Origin of the sequence: Paenibacillus sophorae (assembly GCF_018966525.1) — a bacterium.
Lineage (GTDB): Bacteria > Bacillota > Bacilli > Paenibacillales > Paenibacillaceae > Paenibacillus_AQ > Paenibacillus_AQ sophorae.
Map to the genome: position 1 here is coordinate 3,802,333 of NZ_CP076607.1, position 19,011 is coordinate 3,821,343.

General features: G+C 46.4%; 19 protein-coding genes. 5 read left to right on the top strand and 14 right to left on the bottom strand.

The window, feature by feature from the left end; translation table 11 throughout:
• Positions 1 to 57: 57 nt before the first annotated feature.
• From KP014_RS17920 to KP014_RS17940, 5 genes are all read right to left on the bottom strand, one after another.
• Positions 58 to 498 (bottom strand): MarR family winged helix-turn-helix transcriptional regulator, encoded by a 441-nt coding sequence (locus KP014_RS17920; RefSeq protein WP_036597140.1) that lies wholly within the window; start codon positions 496 to 498, stop codon positions 58 to 60.
• A gap of 169 nt (positions 499 to 667) precedes the next feature.
• Positions 668 to 1,093 carry a MarR family winged helix-turn-helix transcriptional regulator gene (locus KP014_RS17925; RefSeq protein ID WP_051500224.1) on the bottom strand — a complete coding sequence of 142 codons (426 nt, stop codon included), beginning with the start codon at positions 1,091 to 1,093 and terminating at the stop codon, positions 668 to 670.
• 3 nt (positions 1,094 to 1,096) lie between these two features.
• A complete protein-coding gene (locus KP014_RS17930; protein ID WP_051500223.1) occupies positions 1,097 to 1,294 on the bottom strand; it encodes a hypothetical protein in 198 nt (65 codons plus the stop codon).
• A 30-nt stretch (positions 1,295 to 1,324) separates the two neighbouring features.
• Positions 1,325 to 2,071 carry an alpha/beta hydrolase family protein gene (locus KP014_RS17935; RefSeq protein ID WP_139210529.1) on the bottom strand — a complete coding sequence of 249 codons (747 nt, stop codon included), beginning with the start codon at positions 2,069 to 2,071 and terminating at the stop codon, positions 1,325 to 1,327.
• A 143-nt stretch (positions 2,072 to 2,214) separates the two neighbouring features.
• Positions 2,215 to 3,087: an alpha/beta fold hydrolase gene (locus tag KP014_RS17940; RefSeq protein ID WP_090833687.1), complete on the bottom strand. Its 873-nt coding sequence runs from the start codon at positions 3,085 to 3,087 to the stop codon at positions 2,215 to 2,217.
• Between the two features lie 185 nt (positions 3,088 to 3,272).
• On the opposite strand from KP014_RS17940, the gene KP014_RS17945 reads away from it, so the two are divergent.
• From KP014_RS17945 to KP014_RS17960, 4 genes are all read left to right on the top strand, one after another.
• Complete coding sequence (locus KP014_RS17945; protein WP_090833688.1) at positions 3,273 to 4,448, top strand: YhgE/Pip domain-containing protein; 1,176 nt, start codon at positions 3,273 to 3,275, stop codon at positions 4,446 to 4,448.
• A 109-nt stretch (positions 4,449 to 4,557) separates the two neighbouring features.
• Entirely contained in the window at positions 4,558 to 5,154 is a 597-nt protein-coding gene (locus KP014_RS17950) for a TetR/AcrR family transcriptional regulator (RefSeq protein WP_036590344.1), read from the top strand.
• Between the two features lie 372 nt (positions 5,155 to 5,526).
• Positions 5,527 to 6,378, top strand: coding sequence for a helix-turn-helix domain-containing protein (locus KP014_RS17955; RefSeq protein WP_036590340.1), 852 nt, complete (start codon positions 5,527 to 5,529; stop codon positions 6,376 to 6,378).
• Entirely contained in the window at positions 6,378 to 7,298 is a 921-nt protein-coding gene (locus KP014_RS17960; RefSeq protein ID WP_036590347.1) for a DMT family transporter, read from the top strand. Before KP014_RS17955 ends, KP014_RS17960 begins: the two co-directional genes overlap by 1 nt.
• Before the next feature lie 201 nt (positions 7,299 to 7,499).
• Here the strand turns inward: KP014_RS17960 and KP014_RS17965 are convergent, their stop codons facing one another.
• From KP014_RS17965 to KP014_RS17980, 4 genes are all read right to left on the bottom strand, one after another.
• A complete protein-coding gene (locus tag KP014_RS17965) occupies positions 7,500 to 9,065 on the bottom strand; it encodes a DNA-binding protein (protein WP_090833690.1) in 1,566 nt (521 codons plus the stop codon).
• Positions 9,066 to 9,394: 329 nt separating this feature from the next.
• Entirely contained in the window at positions 9,395 to 10,039 is a 645-nt protein-coding gene (locus tag KP014_RS17970) for a flavodoxin family protein (RefSeq protein ID WP_036599937.1), read from the bottom strand.
• 119 nt (positions 10,040 to 10,158) lie between these two features.
• Positions 10,159 to 11,487 (bottom strand): nitrogenase component 1, encoded by a 1,329-nt coding sequence (locus KP014_RS17975; RefSeq protein ID WP_216700391.1) that lies wholly within the window; start codon positions 11,485 to 11,487, stop codon positions 10,159 to 10,161.
• A complete protein-coding gene (locus KP014_RS17980) occupies positions 11,456 to 12,964 on the bottom strand; it encodes a nitrogenase component 1 (RefSeq protein WP_036599932.1) in 1,509 nt (502 codons plus the stop codon). The genes KP014_RS17975 and KP014_RS17980 overlap by 32 nt, the downstream gene beginning before the upstream one ends.
• 742 nt (positions 12,965 to 13,706) lie before the next feature.
• Here KP014_RS17980 and KP014_RS17985 point away from each other — a divergent pair.
• On the top strand, positions 13,707 to 14,357 hold the full coding sequence (locus KP014_RS17985) for an HD domain-containing protein (protein WP_216700392.1): 651 nt from the start codon (positions 13,707 to 13,709) through the stop codon (positions 14,355 to 14,357).
• Here KP014_RS17985 and KP014_RS17990 read toward each other — a convergent pair.
• The 5 genes from KP014_RS17990 to KP014_RS18010 are packed head-to-tail and all read right to left on the bottom strand — an operon-like array spanning position 14,330 to position 18,881.
• On the bottom strand, positions 14,330 to 15,415 hold the full coding sequence (locus KP014_RS17990) for a sensor histidine kinase (RefSeq protein ID WP_036599923.1): 1,086 nt from the start codon (positions 15,413 to 15,415) through the stop codon (positions 14,330 to 14,332). The genes KP014_RS17985 and KP014_RS17990 overlap by 28 nt on opposite strands.
• Complete coding sequence (locus KP014_RS17995; protein WP_036599921.1) at positions 15,412 to 16,086, bottom strand: response regulator transcription factor; 675 nt, start codon at positions 16,084 to 16,086, stop codon at positions 15,412 to 15,414. The genes KP014_RS17990 and KP014_RS17995 overlap by 4 nt, the downstream gene beginning before the upstream one ends.
• Before the next feature lie 36 nt (positions 16,087 to 16,122).
• The gene (locus KP014_RS18000) at positions 16,123 to 17,295 is read right to left on the bottom strand and encodes an ABC transporter permease (RefSeq protein ID WP_036599919.1); all 1,173 of its coding nucleotides are present in this window, start codon (positions 17,293 to 17,295) and stop codon (positions 16,123 to 16,125) included.
• Positions 17,296 to 17,979 (bottom strand): ABC transporter ATP-binding protein, encoded by a 684-nt coding sequence (locus tag KP014_RS18005; protein ID WP_175491774.1) that lies wholly within the window; start codon positions 17,977 to 17,979, stop codon positions 17,296 to 17,298.
• 5 nt (positions 17,980 to 17,984) lie between these two features.
• Complete coding sequence (locus KP014_RS18010) at positions 17,985 to 18,881, bottom strand: efflux RND transporter periplasmic adaptor subunit (RefSeq protein WP_036599915.1); 897 nt, start codon at positions 18,879 to 18,881, stop codon at positions 17,985 to 17,987.
• Positions 18,882 to 19,011: the final 130 nt, after the last annotated feature.

Here is a 19,011-nt window from a genome sequence, read left to right on the forward strand (position 1 = left end):
GTAAGAAAGTATAAACAGCATTGCATTGGGTACGACCCTACAGATAATCGGAGCGCTTTACGGCATAAGAGTCTCCACTTTGGATAACAGAACAGTTAGTGCTGCCAAATCCTCTTTACCCAGCGATTGCTCCACAAAACCTTGCGCTTCATCCCACAACTGTCCCGCAGCCGCATGTACGGCTTTCCCACTCTCTGTCAAAGTCAATTGGCGGCTCCGGCTTCCCTTGGCTGCTGTATCCTCAACATAACCTTGTTGCTCCATGGCTTTCAGATTGCGCACAAGTGTTGTCCGGTCGAGCCGCATCACCAATGCCACATCGCTTACACTTGCCGGTCCCAGCCGGTCAATGTGCCGCAGAAGTGAAAATTGGCTATTATTCAGCCCACTAGGTGCAAGATACCGATCATACAGCTCCGTGATAACCAGCGAAGCCCGGCGTAAATTGATGCAGTTGCAGACTGACGATGCTTTGTTCTCTGATGACGTGTTGTTCATGATGGTCGGACAGCTCTCCTTTTGCCTTATCGTGTATCTACACTATTTCAAATTTCATGATTACTTGTCAACCCTCTTTCTCACACACCCCATGGGTGTCCACCGTAAAATGACCGGCAAAAAGGCCAACCAGTAACTCTCCGGCTGACCTAATATTACGCGGGGATCATCATTTCTTTAAGTTATTGAACCCGCGCTGAATGAAACTCGTAAACAGTGCTTTTTCCTCCGGCGAAAAATCAGCCAATAGCCTTTTATTGAAGTCTTTAACCGTCTGAATTACTTCTTTCTCCAACTTTTTTGATTTTTCCGTTAGAAATAATTGAATTTCCCGTTTGTCATTTTTATTTTGACTTCGCAGGATTAAGCCTTTTTTCTCCATTCTCTTTAAGACTCCGGATGCTGTTGAGACCTTTACATCCAATACCTCTTGAATCCTCGATAATGCAATCCCTTCTTCTTCCCACACGATGGACAAAACCGCCCACTGACTTAACGTAATATCAAATTGACTCAATAGCTCTTTTTCCAGCTGGTTCGAACCAATATGTGCGAGTCTATTTAGCAAAAATCCATGGCTTTTAAATAAGTTCATCCATTAAGCATCCTTATATTTGAGTAGTTGTTCCTCTGTCCAATCAAAAATGATTTGATGTGCATAGGAATGATTTCCTTCTTGACAATGTTCTTGCGCACCAAATGAAGTATCAAAGATATGAATATCATATGGGCCTGCTACATTTTCTTTTAAATAAGTTAACTGATCGACTGAAGCAAAATGATCATTGGTTCCCACTAACAATAGAGTTGGGCAATCAATGAGGTTCTAAATACCTTTGACTGTGAATTTTTTTATTTTATCCGGCATATCCGATAATTCTTTGCATCCGAAGACCCATAGTCCATTTTGAATCAGCCAGCGTGTATTCGCATCCAGCTTTGAGACATCAAATTTTATAGCAGCGGAGTTGGATTCGACCTTTTTAATTATTGGATTTTTTTGAGTAATCGATTCCCACGCATCGGTAAAAACATCAAAAAGGATGCAAGCATCTATTCTTTTTTCAAACGCAGCAGCTCTTGCCGCATAATAACCGCCTAAACTCATGCCTAATAAAGCCACAAATTTATTGGTGTCTATTTCCGTATGGTCTTCCAAATAATCAAGAGCAGCACTTACCGGCTTTTCAAAATCAAATCTGGCAACCGTTTTTTGAATTCGTAAAGCCTCTCCTTGACCGGGACCATCAAAAATCAAAACATTGAACCCTCTCTTCAGTGCAGCGGCACCGCCAGCGAAGTATAGTTCTTCAACTGTTGAATCATATCCACCTATAAAAATAAGGGTTGGCGCATCTTTATCGACTGTAAATAAATAGCTGCTTAGATACCCGTCTTCAAAAGGAATATCGATTTGCGCACAATTTTCACTCATTAGCTGTATTGCTTGTCTAAACGCTTCTACACTTTTCTTATAACATTCCAACCGGATCGGCTCGTCATTCTTCAAAAAGAACTCGGCTGTACGATAATAATTACTCGCTCTAAGAAAAGCTTCCTTCTGTAATACTATTTACAACTACTTGCACCTCTCCAAGCTCTGCACCTTGAATAATATAGCGTGCTATCTATTCTACGTCAAATGGTATCGCAAAAATAAAAGCCCCCGCAGCCTTAAGCCGCAAGAGCTTCACTAAAAATTGACGCTTGACAGTTCTATTTGAGAAATTCCGAGATCCGCCGACTGAATGCTTCCGCATACTGGAACAGGAAACCATGACCGGAATCCGGGTAAAGGGCTAGCTCAGCGTTCGGGATCTGTTGAAACAATAAATAGGAATTGAAGGTCGGAATCATAATATCGTTTTTACCATTGGCTACAAGAACAGGCTGCTTCAAGTCCACCAGACGTTCAAATGCGGACTGGGTGCCCCATGCAACGATGGCATGAATTTGTGCTTTAACCGACTCCGCCTTAACCAGTGGAGCCCGAGAGACCGTTCTTCTTTGTAGTCGAAGCAGGTATTCCTCTCCCGCCGCTCTGCTTGTTTCCGTAGAGTCAAAGAACAAGAAGAGGAAATCCTCCGGTTCATTGACCGGCTTGAACGCTACTTTGAAAACTTCGGCTTCCCCTTTTTGAGCCCCTTCCGCCGCTCCGGAGCCAGTACCTGCGAGAATCAGCCGGCGAACCAAATCCGGACGCTCAACCGTCACCTGCTGTGCAACATAGCCGCCCATCGAGAAACCGAGCAGATCCACTTGCGTTAGACCAAGCGCTTCGATGAAAGCAATGGCATACTCGGCCATTCCTTCAATGGTATCGGGTGCTTCACCGGACGATAGACCAACACCGGCATTATCAAACATAATAATGGTTCTATCTTGTGCCAATCGATTTATTAATGCAGGGTCCCAATCATCAAGCGTGCCTCTGAAACGTTGAACCATGACGAGCGGTACCACCGACTTGGCGCCAAATGTTCGGAATGCGAACGTTACACCGCCCGCTTCTACAAAAGAAGTCTCGACTGTTTCCGCAGTAAGTTGTTGGTTTTCTTCATAAGCTTGCCATTGATTGTCACTTCTCACTCTCTACTCTATTCATCGGTTTCAATTGTCCGCTGCCGGGGAATGCTTGTTTCCGTCCTTTGGTACAGATTGACACCGCAGATTTCACCCTTTATAATTCAAACAAACGATTAAAACAAACATTTAAATCATTCGTTTTAATCACGAAGTTATACTCATACGAATTTTGAGGAGTGAAAGGCTTAATGAATACAGTCAAGGAATTATTGAAAATGAAGACGACGATAATCGGCATTGCTACCGCGCTGCTCTTTCAGTTGGTCTTTTCCATCATCTGGATGACAGGTTATGAGGGCATGTCCGACCGAATCGACGAGCTGAGCATCGCGGTCGTTAACGAGGATGCGCAAAGCGGGGCCGTTATTTCGAAGCAGTTGTCGGCGGGGCTGCCCGTCCATGTGGAGACGGCAGCGGATATGGAGTCCGCACGAGATCGGCTGGAAGACCGCCACATTCAGATGATTGTGCATATACCCGCAGGCTTTACGTCGCTTGTGGCGGGACAGGACAGTAAGGCATCCATTCAGTATGTTGTGAACGAGTCCAATCCAGCGATGATCAAGAGCATAATGACCTCCATCGCCTCCCAGGTAACAGCAGCAGCGAATAAGCAAGCAATCGCGGCGGGCGCCCATACCGTACTGTCACAGGGAATGCCGGCGGAGAAAGCAGCGGCCGTGTCGGGCGTGTTGTCCGAGCGAGTCGTTTCCGATATCCAGTCGGTGAACATCGTCAACGGGACGAACAACCAGATGGTGCCGATGATGATGGTGCTCGCCTCGTTTGTCGGGGCGATGATTATGGCTCAAAATCTGGAAATATCCATGACGGCAATCTCCGACCGCACAGGACGCTTGCAGCGGCTCGGCGCCCGCTTCGCCATTACGATTCCGGTAGCCATCATCGTGTCGCTCGTCGGAACGTCGCTTGTCATGCTGCTAGGCGGACAGGTCGAACAAGGATTTTTGGCCTTGTGGGGCTTCCAGACACTATTCGTGCTTACGTTCATGATCGTCGCGCAGACGCTGCTTGTGCTGCTCGGCACGGCCGGCATGCTGCTGAACATTGTGCTGCTGTCCGTGCAGCTCGTGTCCTCCGGAGCGATGATGCCGCGCGAAATGCTGTCCGGCTTTTACTTCAATCTCGGTGGCGTACTCCCGGCTACTTACGCGGTGGAAGGACTAATGAATCTGCTGTTCGGTGGCCCTGGGATCGGAAGCATTGCCACGGCACTGCTCGTCATTGCGGCGGTGATGGCGCTCGTGATGATCGGAATGACAGCCCTGCGCAGGGAACCGGCGTCTAATGAGGCTGTTGCGCCCGCAGGTCAGACTCGCTCAAATACGGTGCCAGAATCATAATCCCGGATGATTAGATCCAGCGCTTGCCTCTGACCTTACTGGAAAACTCCCGCTTGCCCCGCTTATAATAAGAGGATGCAGACGAAGGACAAAGGGGAAATGGAAAAGCATGGGCTCCGAAGAAAATGACGTTAAGCTGCGTATTTTGCAGGCCGCGAAGAAGCTGTTCGCGCGGCAGGGCTTCAACGCTACAACCGTACGACAAATATGCGAGGAGGCGGGCGCCAATGTATCGCTCGTCTCGTATTATTTTGGCGGCAAGGACAAGGTGTTCGATGCCCTGTTCACGGAATACTTTTCGCACGATATATTAGAAGGAGATCGACTGTCCCGGATGGATGCGGTCTCGGGTCTCAAACTGCTGATACGGGAGATCACCGCTTACCGGCTGCGTGAGCCGGAAATGATCAGTCTGCTACAGCAGGAAATCATCATGCAGTCCCCCCGAATGGATAAGATACAAGAATTGACGCTGCCGATTTGGACACTGCTCCGGGATTGGCTGAAGCTGGGCCGGGATCAGGGCGTGTTTCGTTTCCGGTCACTTGATCACACGTTCATCAGTGTACTTGGCAGCATCCTGTTTCACAACAAAACGTTTTATTTCAACCAGATTCTCGACAATAGCGAAGAAAATCCGGATTTGCTTATGGAGGATTTGACACAGTTTATTTTTCAGGCGATCGGTTATGAGGAACAAGCATAGCATGAGGCCAGCCGGTTACCCGGGCCCAGCTATAGACACGCATTATAAGGCCGCTTTTAGGGGGATGAGTCCCGGTACTGCCGGGACCAAACCCAGGCCGATCCTCGCAGTAAGAAGATTCTTCTACTTAATGACCCAGACGCACCTCTATGCTGGACGGAAGGTAGTTGCGATGAAATCCGATTTTTTCCTAGTAACGCTTGCCACAGTTGCTCCCGCCAACAAATTCATCATATAATGCCCCCTACACCTACCCGCCCTCGCAGCGAATGGAAAATATAAAGGTCCTCTTTCCAGCAACATCGTTCAAGAATTCCCTTTCTTCATATAATATAATTGCAACACATTGAACAAAAAAAGAAGGTGCAGTCAATGACTCGTGAAGTTCGAACGATAAGCTTCGATGCGGACTTAAAGGTTGAAGTGTATCGGTTTGAAGGAATTATGCAAAAGTTCCCCAACCATTTTCATGATTATTATGTCATTGGTTTTATTGAACAAGGCAAGCGGCATCTGCTTTGTAAAAATGAGGAGTACATCATTAACAGCGGAGATGTGGTGATCTTTAACCCGCAAGATCCCCACGCCTGTGAACAGATCGACGGGAATACGCTTGACTATCGCTGCCTCAACATTCAGCCAGAGGTAATGCGCCAATACGTGCTGGAAATTACAGGAATGGAGTATTTGCCTTGTTTCACACCAACCGTTCTCTACCGCAGTGAACTGGCAATATCCCTGCATGATCTGCATCTAATGGTTTTGGAGGGGCAACCCGATTTTCAAAAAGAAGAATTGTTTCTGTTACTCCTGGAGCAGCTGCTGAGAGAATATTCAGACGTAAGTGCTCCTGGTCCCTCTCAGGAAATCACTTCTGAAATCAAAATCATATGCGAATACATAGAGTCACATTTTGCGCAAAGCATTACTCTAAATCATTTAAGTAAATTGACAGGACTCAGCAAATATCACCTGCTGCGCTCATTTACAAGACAAAAAGGAATCTCGCCGTACAGCTACCTGGCAACTATTCGGATTAACCATGCTAAAAGGCTGTTGGAACAAGGAGTGCCCCCGATCGATGTGGCTATTCAAACCGGTTTTAGCGATCAGAGCCACTTTACAAATTTCTTCAAAAAACTGATTGGCTTAACCCCCAAGCAATATGCGCGTATATTTATTCATGAAACGGGATCGAAACGATCTGCGGATATCACGGCATGATGGATCAGCGCAAGGTCACAACCGGACACCTGTTGGCACTGGTCACGATTTTAATCTGGGGAACAACCTTTATCTCCACAAAAATACTGCTAACTGACTTTGCCCCCGTTGAAATTCTGTTTTTTCGCTTTCTCATCGGGTACATTGTCTTGTTTCTTGTCTATTCTCGCCCAATCCGAACTAAGGATTTTAAAGAAGAATTGCTGTTTATCTCGGCAGGACTTTGCGGGGTCACATTATACTTTTTAATAGAAAATATAGCCCTTATTTATACGCTTGCTTCCCACGTAGGCGTGATCGTTTCAATCGCTCCCTTTTTCACGGCGGTTTTGGCTCACTTCTTTTTAGAGGAAGAAAAATTAAATGCTCAATTTATTATAGGATTTTCGCTTGCGCTGACAGGAATTATATTAATCGGGCTCAACGGGAATTTCCTCTTGCAGCTGAACCCGGTCGGAGACCTATTAGCGTTCTTGGCCCCTGCTGTTTGGGCAATTTATTCTGTCTTGATGCGAAAAATAAGCGGGCTAAAGCATCACACCACCAGCGCGACCCGCAGAGTATTCTTTTATGGACTGCTATTTATGCTGCCTGTGTTATTTCTTCATAAATTCAATCTTGACCCGGATCGATTCCATAAAATTTCAAATCTTACAAACCTTTTATACTTGGGCCTGGGAGCCTCCGCATTATGTTTTGTAACCTGGAACCGGGCGGTAGGAATCTTGGGAGCGGTAAAAACAAGCGTGTACATTTATATTGTGCCTGTCATTACAGTGGCAGCCTCTGCCCTTATTCTGCATGAAAAGATCACCTGGGCAACCCTGGCAGGAACCCTTCTGACTCTAACCGGTTCCTATATTTCAGAGCGGAAACCTAACACGATTAGAAAAGGAAAGGTGCGCTGCGAACAGACTTAAATGACCGGACATCTCACCAGTGACAGATACGTGTGAATCAACAACTGGCTATACCCGATAGATAAGAAGACAGGTTTGTTATCGCGCTTGGCGATCTCAAAAGAGGTGCGGGGTAACGTTCTATGCTGTTACCCCGCTCCTTTTAGAGCATAAGTCCAATAGCGTAGTTGTCGCCAGCGTGACGCGCAGATCCGATTCGAATTACTCGACAGGAACGTCTGCTATCGTCACAGCCTCGGTGTACTTTGCTGTACCGCTCAATCTCAATCGCATATTGGCTGCGCCGGTTACGCTCGGATTGATTGTTACAGTTAATGTCTTGGAGGCAACACCGCTTGAATTGGCCGTCAGCGAGAAGGTTGAGCTGTAGCCATAGGATGACGGCCACGAACCGTCGCTGTTCTTAACCTTCGCGACTTGCGTCCCCGTACTGGTGTATACTCCGAGGCTATAGCCAGAGGTCGTCGAGTTGGCCGTCAGACCGGTGACGATCACTTCTACCTCGAACTCATAATGGTTCGGAAGCGTTGCTTGATGGTCGAACGCATAAGTTGGCGTCGTGGTGGAGGTCGAGTTGGTACCATAAGAGCCGGTCTTGAACGTGGAAGGATCATACCATTTGTACCCGGTAGCCGGGGATGCCCAAGGCTCAGTCTCCGGCTCCGTGGAGCTGGCGGGCGCTTCCCAGCTGTACAACGAAGTTGCCATATCCAGTGTAAGCCCAGGTACCGAGGAGAGAGTTGTATAGCTCTCCGGCGTCGCGAGCCAGTTTACCATGTTGATCAAGAGAGTGGCGTCATCCTCCTCCTCATAGCCGTTGTAAGTCGTTTTGGTACCGCCCGTCTCTTCTTTCTTATATTTAGGTGAAGCGTCTTCCACCGCGGAGGAATCTCCAATAAAGCCCGCTTTGCCGGCGCTAACCTTGGCTACGGCGACAAACGGCCCTTCCGCAATCCCGCCGCCGTTATAAACTCCGGCATCCACTGCACTCGACCATGCGGTAGCCGTTGTCGGAACATAGACGATTCCCTTCGCCTTAGCCGGGTCGGTAATGGCGAGCGTTGAACCGGCGTGAACGGCAACGGTGGATACCCCGCTTGTAATATTGAACGCTTGCGACGGCGTCACGATATTGTTTGCTGTCACGTCGCCGAGCGCGTTGTAGCGGAATCTCACACCGAAGTTGGAAGACAGCCAGTCCTCGCTGGCGACCCCGGACATAGCGGACGAAGCAGCTTCCTCCGTGCTCATTCCGAGCGCAGGATTCGACCAGGCTCCCCGTCGATAGCCGTTGAAGACCTCCGATGCGTCCCAACGGTTTTTGTTCCGGTCTGCGTTGTAATGATCGCTGATGAAGAAAATGCTCCCGCCGTCCTTTACATAGTTAAGCAGAGCGGTCTGCTCCGATGTCTTGTAAGGGATATTAGCTTCCGGAATGACGAATACGTCGTAGTCGGACAGATCCGACAAGGTAATCTCCGTGCTCTTGCGAAGCTCCTTAACGTAATAGCCTTCGGCCGCCAATCCGTTGGCGAAATCCGAGAAGCCGCCGTCGATGACCCAATCCGCCGCGCCAGCAGTCTGGGCATGTGTATTGTCGAACAGAACCTTCTTGCCGTTCACCGTGGTCGGGGTGATGCTGGGTGCCGGATTGGACGGTCCTTCCGCGTTGACCTGCAGCGACGGGATCCCTAAACCCGACGCCAGCACAACGGCAATCACCAGGCTCGTCCAGGTTTTGCGTACCCGCAGGAAGCTTTGAAACATCATTCATTCCTCCACTCTCTTCATTGAGTTTTGACCATGGATGGCCGCTATTAGAGTAGCATAGGAAAATTTGGAATAGAATATAGATTTGATATTTTTTACAATTTTCAAACAATTTTGATGAAAGGACAACAAAACATCAACAAGCTTTACCGCCGCTGCCGAATGCAAGGAGTTGGACCCACTTAATAAATCAAGCAACTTCTCTATCTACTTAAAATCATATTGATTCACTCGAACATTCCAAAAATGACAGGTGCGTATGCATCAACAACGTTAGTTATAACTGATAGATAAGACTCCAGAGACGGGGCATCTCACAGCTCGCGTCATACGACAGCCAAACGGGCTCCGAGCTCAAACGCCTTCCTGCGGTCGACGGGAAACTGCTCCTCCCTTACCCTAGCCTTGTGCGCAGCGTCGAATCTGGAAGCTTCATACTTGGAATAATCGGTAAATTGGTACGTATCATAGGAAAGCAAAATCTCCGAATCCCCGCCCAGTATCTGTAGAAGATTTCGGTTACTCTGGAATACCGCCTCGTAATTCGCCTCTTTCATCCGTTCTTCTGTGACATTCATGGTATAGATGAAGCCTGAGTTGATCCTGCCCTCAAAAGTGGATCTTTCTCCTTCGTTGTAGGATAAATTGGGGAACAGCAGCCGCTCCAAAAAGCTTCGCATTTCTCCGGTAACATTGCCGAAATAGATAGGGGAACCAAGCAGTAGGACGTCGCAAGTCAGAATTTCCCTGAGCACTTCTTTCAAATCGTCCTTCATGGCACATAGTCCGCCCAACCGGCTGCCCTTTCTTTTACAGGACAAACAGCTCGCGCATCCCTTGTAATTCAGATCATACAAATGCACCAGCTTTGTCTCCGCCCCCTGGGCCTCCGCCCCATGGAGCGCTTCCTGAAGCAGTGTCGCTGTATTGCGGTTTGTTCTCGGACTGCCGTTGACAGCAATGACTTTCATTTTTCCTCACTCCTAAAGTTCATGTAGGTTTCAGATCTTTCCGCAAAGCCTGCGATCCTGAACAAAAAAGGTTCGCAAATTGCTCCTAAGAACAATTATGCGAACCTTTGAGCTTATTTTCACATGAAATCATTCAAAACGACGGAATAGATATCTTCAACTAATTGTAATGCTCCATTATATCCGACGTAGGATTTGCTCAATACCATCTCATTGCCGATGGGTGCGGAAACAGATAATTGATAGGCGTTTAAGTCTCTTGCAACCACCCGCTCCCAGGAACTGCCTAGAATAAGAGGACGGCTTCTAATTTTTAGTCTTCTTATTTCTTCTTCAATGAAACCTCCGTCATTTGAAAATGTTGTCTCGGCAACGATATCGTTTGTGAATTTTGCAAATTCAGCGGCAACGTCGCTTTGATAATTAGTTGGTGTATCATCGGTGATAAACTGCTTCTCCGGGATTAATCCCATATCATTGGTCAAAAATTTGGCGATTCCCAGCGCATACAGGCTGTCCGCCACCGTAATGAAGCGTCTCGGCAGCAGTCTTGTTTCCAACAAAGTATCGGCTGCTCTTTCCAAATAGTAGAAATATCGATCCTCCTGCTTGCGGATGACATTTTCAACTACTGAAGGATCAATCCCGGCAAATTCACCTACCGTTCTCAGGAAATTGGAGGTTTCGGTCGGACCGATCGGAAGCGCCGGATAATGCAGAAACGGTGTACCAAATTTATCCTCCAAATGCTCGGCGGTCCGGAGTCCCACCCATGGAGAGATCACCAGATTAAACTGCGCTTTAGGTATGTTATTGACAGCGTCAACGCTGCTATCCGGTCCGAAGATCACATTCGGTTTCAGCCCAAGTGAAGAAATGAGAATGTTCAGCTGCTCGATGTCACCCGACCAGAAGGTATTCTGATAGGGCACTGACGACCAGATATTGACCAGTCCCGGTTCTACCTGCTGCGGCTGCAAATACTGGTCGATAATGGCATCCAGAACCAGTTCATGACCGATCAGATTGCTTCCCTTGAACCCGCCGGTTTCCACATATACAATTGGTTTGCCTTGGGCCTGGAACTTTCTTGTAATCTCCCCCACGTCATCCCCAATGATATCCGATGTGCAGCCTGTCAGCACTACGAAAAGATCACCATCGATGACATCGAAGGTATTGGTGATGACTGTGCGCAGCCGGTCCGTACCTCCAAACACCACTTCTTTTTCCGAGGCATTGGTACAGGGAATCGCATGTCCCCCGACATAGCCCGAACCTTGATGTCCGTTTTGACTTCCGAGTGTTGTCCACAGCTTGGCCACACACCCCGGACCGGCATGGACGATGGGCACCGCTCTTTTGATGGCCAGTACCGATTCAAACGCACCGAGTGTGCACACATGTCTGATTTGCTCAACGCACAGCGACATTTTTCTTATTCTCACTTTCTGTTCTCTTATTATTTTGTTCCAGGAATTCGAAAGGATCCTGCTCCAGCCACCATTCGGTGTAGGGCAGATTAATTCGTTTCGACAGATTCAAGGCAAGATTATTGTTGGTCAGGGCATCGATAATGCGGTGTCCGAACTCGATCGTTCCCTGATAACCGAAGGCGCTGTACTCATCGCTGACCATGATGGCGGGAATACCCATCTTTGTAGCCCAGACGGACATTCCGGGATGTCTTCCGATGAAAATATCCGGCTTGACCTTGGACAGCAAATTGATGACCTCGTGATTCTGCTGATCACTTACGCTGACCGGGATATCTTTGTCTTTCTTGGTCAATTCCACTGTGCAGGAAGGGCATCCGCCATGATCATGCTTGGCATCGTAATGCCAGGAGAATCCCCATACCACTTCCATGCCGAGATCCTCGAGAAACCGGATATAGTTATGCGCGAAGCTAGGCCCCATGCCGACGACCACTTTTTTGCCTTTCAGCTTAAACTTGATCTCTTCCAATTCAGGCGCAGCAAGAATCTTTTGTTCGGCAAGGTACTCTTCCACTTCTTTCTCCTTGCCTACGGTCTCTCCAAGCTTGGTGAGCCAGTCATCAAAGCCCGAAATCCCGTGCGGCTGCAGCGCCGTTACATATGGAACGCCAAAATTCTGCTCCAGGCCATTTCCCATATAGCCGCCGAGCGTGCCGCAAATGCTAATTGTAGCCCCGGCTTCCGACCATCTGGAGATTTCCTCAATGCTGCTGTACTGGGTTCCGAACTGGGGCACGAGCCCCAAGCGCCCGAAAATCTCCGTAATTAGAGCCCGGCCGCTGCCCACAAAATTGATGACATTCACCAATTCGGGACGCTTCTTCTCGGCAGGTTTGACAATTCGTGTCAACAGGGCATGGAACGCCGCATCAAATCCGGATGCCCAGATCTGTGACCGGAAACCTTCACAAAATACGGGAACTACGGGGATGCCAATCTCCGCTTCCGCACTTTTTATCGTGCTCTCAATATCGTCTCCGATAATGCCGGAAGCGCAGGATGTGGTGACAAAGATCGCTTTGGGTTTAAATCTTTCATAGGCTTTCAGGATGCCTTCTTTCAGAATCTTGTCTCCGCCGAAAACGACAGCCTTTTCCGACATATTGGTATTGATGACTCTAACGTTTCTCTGGTTCCAGCCTCTGATTCTCTGCCCCCATTGAAACCCCGCGTTTGCGCCTGCAACGTCACCTGCACAGCCGATGGGTCCATGATTGACGATAGCCGCGTCCGTTATCGAAGATAAATACCCCTGTGCACAGCCCGAGTTGCAATTTGTAGCCTGGCTGAATCCTCTGGATGCATTTTTCAGACATCCTGATTGTGATTGTTCCGCCAAATCCTTGATCGTTCCTTGATACCCTACGATGGATTTCAGTCTTTTTTCCCTGATGATTACCTGTGAGCGATCTAAATTAATTGACACTATTAAAACCTCCTTCTAACTTTATTTGGGTTTAACTCACTCCTTAGGCGCACACCATTATTTGGCTGTTGCCAGGTATTGTAAAAAGAAGAATCGGACAAGGAAATCGGATTGACAAGAATTATTGGAAGTCGCCCGAATTCATGGGATCAGTTAGCTTGCCCAAGACATAATCCCGGGAAATCGTGGTGATATGGGGGATTTCTAGCTATCAAAAAAGCAGCGGGTTTTATTCCGAGTAATCTCATATGCTTAATGTTTTTACTAGTATAGCATTATTTGGGTATCTGTCAATGATGAATATTTTTTCCAAACCCTCCAAAATGAACAGAGTAAACTGAAGATATAAACGAATCCCGACACCTATCTTGCCTTCACTGGAAAACTCTCGCTTGTCCCGCTTATAATAAGAGGCATAAAAGGAATGGTTTCGTCCTGGAACACAATTCCAGAGAACGAAGGAACAAAGGGGAAATGGAAAAGCATGGGCCCAGAAGAGAATGACGTTAAGCTGCGCATTTTGCAGGCCGCGAAGAAGCTGTTCGCGCGGCAGGGCTTCAACCCCACGACCGTAGGAAGAGGCGGGCGCCAACGTATCGCTCGTCTCGTATTACTTTTGCGGCAACCACAAGGTGTTCGATACCCAAAAGGAGATGGACTGTAATAACGTTTTATTCTATCAGCTTCTCGACAATAGCGAAGAAAATTCGAATTTGTTAAGTAATTATAATAAAGGGGTTTAATGATGAAAAAAGAGCAAGTATTGGAGAAGACCAAACAATTTGTAAAAGAAAAGCTTGAAGGCGAAGGCTCAGGACATGATTGGTGGCATATTGTTAGAGTCTATAATAATGCTATAGATATTGCCAAACAAACAAAAGAAGCGGATTGTTTTATTGTTGAATTAGGAGCATTGCTTCATGATATTGCTGACCATAAATTTGGGTACACTGACGATGATCGAAGAAGAATGATTTCAGATTTCTTGGGTAAATTAGAAGTTTCTAAAGAAATTATTGAAGATGTAGTATACATAGCAAATAATATTTCTTTTAAGGGTGGAGCTAATACACATAAATTGTCTACTATTGAAGCCAAAATTGTTCAAGATGCCGACAGACTTGACGCCATTGGAGCGATGGGTATAGGTAGAACATTTGCTTATGGAGGACATGTCAATAGACCTATGTATAATCCGGCATTTACCAATAACGCTGTCGACGTTACAGATGGAAATTCTGAAAATGATACGATTAGTCACTTCTACGAAAAACTGTTACTATTAAAAGATTTAATGAATACAAGTATTGGAGCACAGAAAGCTCAAAGAAGACATGACATTATGGTAGAGTTCTTAAATAATTTCTATGCAGAATGGAATGGAGAAATTTGAGGTAGTTCAACGATAAAGGTAGTGCCTTTGCCTGATTCACTTTCAAAGTATACCTTTCCACTCGACATCTCAACGATTTTCCTAACTATAACAAGCCCTAATCCATTTCCGTCCTGCGAGCGTGATTTGTCGCCTTTAAAGAACCGTTCAAAAATACGCTCCTTATCCTCTTCCCTGATACCGATGCCATGGTCTGTAATCTCCACTTTTGCGAGCTCTCCGCTCTGATGCAGACCAATTTTTATCGAACCCTGCTGATTCGAAAATTTAATGGCATTCTGAATCAGGTTTAACCAGACCTCCTGAAGCAAATGCTCATCGCCCGTTATGGTTATTTCCTCTAAATCGATGTCAAATTCAATCTCTCTCTTGGACCACGCGGCTTCCAGGATTAATACCGCTTTCCTGATCTGTTCATCCAGCGAAAAGACGGTTGCCTGCTCTCGTATCGCTTTACTATCCAGCTCGGAAAGCTTTAATAGATTGGACGAAAGCACCGACAACCGCTCACTTTCGTTCACGATGATTTCTGTATATTCCGAGAATTGCTCATCCGTCAACGGATTATCTCTAATTAGCTTGGCAAAACCCTTTATGGATGTAATGGGTGTCTTAAACTCATGGGACACGCTGGATACAAAATCTTTACGCAGCACGTCGATATTTTTCAGTTCCTTAGTCATCAAGTTAAAATCGGCGGTTAACTGCCCCATTTCATCTGCGCTGGTTACTTTTACCTCAATATCGAAGTTGCCTTTGGCCACCTCTTTCGATGCCTTTGACAGCCTCTTGATCGGTTTTACAATGCTTCTTACCGCAATTAAGATGATGATTGTTCCTACGGCGGCGCTTGCAAGAAATACAAGACCGGTAATCGTTCGGACTCTTCTAAATTCAGCCATTAACTGGTCATGGTCCATAGACAATTTATCAAAAAAACTATTGGCAATGATATTTATGGTCACACCGAAAGTCAATGAATTTAATACCCACCATATTAGCAAAAAAAGGATCGCGAATTTAGCATAAATGGATGTAAGCAGACGGGGCTTTTTCATATCAGCTTTTCCACCTTGTACCCAAGCCCTCTGACGGTGATGATTTTAAATTCCTCAAATCCATCGAATTTCTCGCGCAAGCGCTTGATATGGACATCAATGGTCCGTTCGTCGGTGTCATTATCGAGTCCCCAAATTTCATCCATAAGGTCCTGTCGCGTAAATATTTTTTGCGGATAGCTCAAAAGCTTAAACAATAGGTAAAACTCTTTTTTAGGCAAAATGAAGGTTTCGGCTGGGGTTGTAACCGTCAACGTTTCGTAATCAAGGATAATCTCGCCGATCACGATTCGATGCTCATTGGAAATTTTGGCCCGGCGGAGCAAAGCATGGACCCGCAGGAGCATTTCATCAAAATCAATCGGTTTTACCATATAGTCATCGGTGCCGACCAGAAAGCCTTTTTTCTTATCTTCAAAGGTTTCTTTCGCCGTAATCATCAGTATGGGGAGCTCATGCCTTGAGCTTCTTAGTTCTTCGGTTAACGTGTAGCCATCCATATTCGGCATCATAATATCCGCGATCATAAGATCGATATGCTCCGTATCCAGCACTTCCAATGCTTTCAAACCATCAGAAGCGGCAAAAACGTGATATCCATCGCGGATCAGATATGTTGTCATCAGCTTTCGGATACTTTCATTATCATCAACAACCAGAATATTGACCATTTTTGCCGCTTCCTTTTATAGTTAGTATCTGCTTAATTATAAGCTTCTGAGCGCGTCTATCGGATTGAGTCTGCTGGCTTTTCTGGCAGGCATATATCCGAAAATGATACCCACACCCGCAGAGAATCCTATCGCGAGAGAAACGGTTGACATGGAAATGGAGAAACCTAGGCCAATAAGCGCTGCGGCAACATAAGCAATGAGAGCGCCAAGTATTAATCCGATCAGTCCTCCAATAAGCGAGAGGAATATCGATTCGATGATAAATTGAAGCTGTATTCGGTTTGGAGTCGCTCCCAGAGCTTTGCGAAGGCCAATTTCTGTAGTCCGTTCGGTGATGGATACAAGCATCATGTTCATAATGCCGATTCCCCCGACAACAAGGGAAATTGCCGCAATCCCCCCAAGAAGCATGGACATCATCGACATCATGGTTTGGAAAGATTCGATCATATCCCCCATATTATTAACGGTGTATGCGTTATCCTTATAATTAAACGCTGCGCTCAGCACGCCTTTAATATCGGTTACGGAATCATCCGCCAAGCTGGTATCCTTAAGGTAAACATCCAGACTAGATATACTTTTTACGTTCAAACCACGCAGCGCTGTTGTATATGGAATGAGAATTGAATCGTTATTTGAACTCAATCCGAATCCGCTCGAAGAGGTTAATGTGCCGATTACCGTATACGTTGTCCCGTTTATCATTAACTCTTTCCCGACTGGGTCCACTCCGTAATAGAATTCATTCACGATATTACTGCCAATAACAGCAACTTGATTCTTGCTTTCCAGGTCCAATCTATTGATCGCTCTTCCGGATTTCATCAGGCTTGAATCGGCCTTAAAGTAAACCTCATTCTTCCCTTGAACCGATGCGTCTTCTTTGACATGACCATTATACACAATACCCGTTTTCCCTGAAACTGTGGGTGATACGCCGCTGATATTGTCTAATTTCGAAATACTGTTCATATCATCTTCGTTAAGGCCCTGTTTTAGAGGAGTGCCCATAGCATTAATCATAATCCGGTTGACGCCAAGCGCATTGACTTGATCGCTGATACTGTTCGTCGCACCTTGAACGATCGTAATTAATGCGATAATGGAGGCTACACCGATAACGATCCCAAGCATGGTTAAGAAGGAACGGAGCTTGTTATGAATAATATTTTCCCAAGACATCTTTATGCTTTCAAACAGCATCTACTCCACCTCCTGCCCCGTCTGCTCAGTTAAATGACCGTCTAAAATATGAACGACTCTTCTGGCATGACGGGCAATCTTGATGTCATGGGTAATCATAACAATCGTTCTTCCATCGTTATTCAGTTCTTCGAACAGCTCCATGACCTGTGCTCCCGTTTTTTGGTCCAAGGCGCCTGTGGGTTCATCTGCAAGCAGGATGCTTGGCTCTGTAACCAATGCTCGGGCAATAGCAACGCGCTGCTGCTGTCCGCCGGAGAGCTGATTGGGCAGATTTTTCATTCTTTCCGCTAATCCTACGCGTTCAAGAATCGCTTTTGCACGCTGCTGGCGTTCCGAAAATGAAAGACCTCTATATATTAATGGAAGCTCCACATTTTGCAGAGCGGTCATCCGTGGTAAAAGCTGAAAATTCTGAAAGACAAAGCCTATTTCTTTATTTCGTATTTTGGCAAGCTCGATCTCATCGAGGTCATCAATATCATTGCCGGAGAGAAGGTACTTCCCTGACGATGGCACATCCAGACAGCCGATGATGTTCATCATGGTAGATTTGCCTGAACCTGACGGACCAAGTATGGACACAAACTCACCGGAATGGATGGTTAAGTTTACATCATGCAGAATGGGCAGCTCTTCCTCACCCATATAGTAGCTTTTGTTTATATTTTGCATGCGAAGGATTTCTGTCATTCGTTACCGCCCCCATCCGAACCATTCGCATTGCCGCCTCCTCCGCCGAATCCTGCGCCTGTTGATGCCGCAGCAGCTTTTTTATAAAGAATGGTTTCTCCGTTTGCAACCCCGCTTTTCACTTCAACGGTTGTCCCGTCATTAATCCCAGTCGTGATTTCAGTTTTAACCTCCGCCCCATTTTGATCTTTTTTCAGCACATAGGGCTGGTTGTTATCATCAAACTGAATGGCTGTCATAGGCAATGTCACAACACCCGCAGCCTTATTGCTGATAACCTTTACCTCAGCTGACATGCCGATCTTGAGATCCTCATCTTTCGCAAGGTCAATCGTCGCCATAAAGAAGGTGATTCCGTTCATAATCTGGCCTTCATTAGAAATACTGCTGATCTTCCCTGTCATCTCCTTGTTGATCGCCCCAATTTTCACTGTTGTTTCCTTGCCTGGCGCTAAGGCATGTATGTCGTATTCATCGACCTTGACATTAAGCTCCAGATTATAATCAACGATGTCCAGCAGTGCCGTTCCAGCCATGACCTGTGCGTTATCTTCTACATTGATCTTCACAATTTCACCATTGATTTTAGATTTAATCTCATCACCTGCTGTTGTCGTAAGCAGCACCTCACCTTCGGTAACCGTATCTCCCTCTTCGACTTTAATATCCGATATTTGTAATATCTTCTCAGCCATGACCGTTTGACGATTCTTCGTTTCGACATTTCCTGAAAAAGAATAATACGTAGTTATATCTCCTGTTTTGGCATTTACACTTTCATAGGCCGCGGCCGCGGGCCGCTTAAGCACCGCACCGGCAATGACTGCCACGGCAATCACTATTATACTGACAACCAGCCATTTTCTTGTCTTGGACTTTCTCTTTGTACTCATTAAGAGACCTCCTATGTAATTAATGAAATAATAATAATATAGGTATATGAACTGAAGATGAACGGTGGAAAAGCTCTTGGAGTGAGTGATGTTTTCACAAAAAAAGGCGCCCTAAGGCGCCCATTTGCGG

Coding starts and splice junctions, on each gene's coding strand:
- KP014_RS17920 (WP_036597140.1), bottom strand. CDS start 498: ATGAACAACACGTCATCAGAGAACAAAGCATCGTCAGTCTGCAACTGC.
- KP014_RS17960 (WP_036590347.1), top strand. CDS start 6,378: ATGGATCAGCGCAAGGTCACAACCGGACACCTGTTGGCACTGGTCACG.
- KP014_RS17995 (WP_036599921.1), bottom strand. CDS start 16,086: ATGGTCAATATTCTGGTTGTTGATGATAATGAAAGTATCCGAAAGCTG.
- KP014_RS17945 (WP_090833688.1), top strand. CDS start 3,273: ATGAATACAGTCAAGGAATTATTGAAAATGAAGACGACGATAATCGGC.
- KP014_RS17925 (WP_051500224.1), bottom strand. CDS start 1,093: ATGAACTTATTTAAAAGCCATGGATTTTTGCTAAATAGACTCGCACAT.
- KP014_RS17955 (WP_036590340.1), top strand. CDS start 5,527: ATGACTCGTGAAGTTCGAACGATAAGCTTCGATGCGGACTTAAAGGTT.
- KP014_RS17990 (WP_036599923.1), bottom strand. CDS start 15,415: ATGAAAAAGCCCCGTCTGCTTACATCCATTTATGCTAAATTCGCGATC.
- KP014_RS17950 (WP_036590344.1), top strand. CDS start 4,558: ATGGGCTCCGAAGAAAATGACGTTAAGCTGCGTATTTTGCAGGCCGCG.
- KP014_RS18000 (WP_036599919.1), bottom strand. CDS start 17,295: ATGCTGTTTGAAAGCATAAAGATGTCTTGGGAAAATATTATTCATAAC.
- KP014_RS17965 (WP_090833690.1), bottom strand. CDS start 9,065: ATGTTTCAAAGCTTCCTGCGGGTACGCAAAACCTGGACGAGCCTGGTG.
- KP014_RS18010 (WP_036599915.1), bottom strand. CDS start 18,881: ATGAGTACAAAGAGAAAGTCCAAGACAAGAAAATGGCTGGTTGTCAGT.
- KP014_RS17985 (WP_216700392.1), top strand. CDS start 13,707: ATGATGAAAAAAGAGCAAGTATTGGAGAAGACCAAACAATTTGTAAAA.
- KP014_RS17970 (WP_036599937.1), bottom strand. CDS start 10,039: ATGAAAGTCATTGCTGTCAACGGCAGTCCGAGAACAAACCGCAATACA.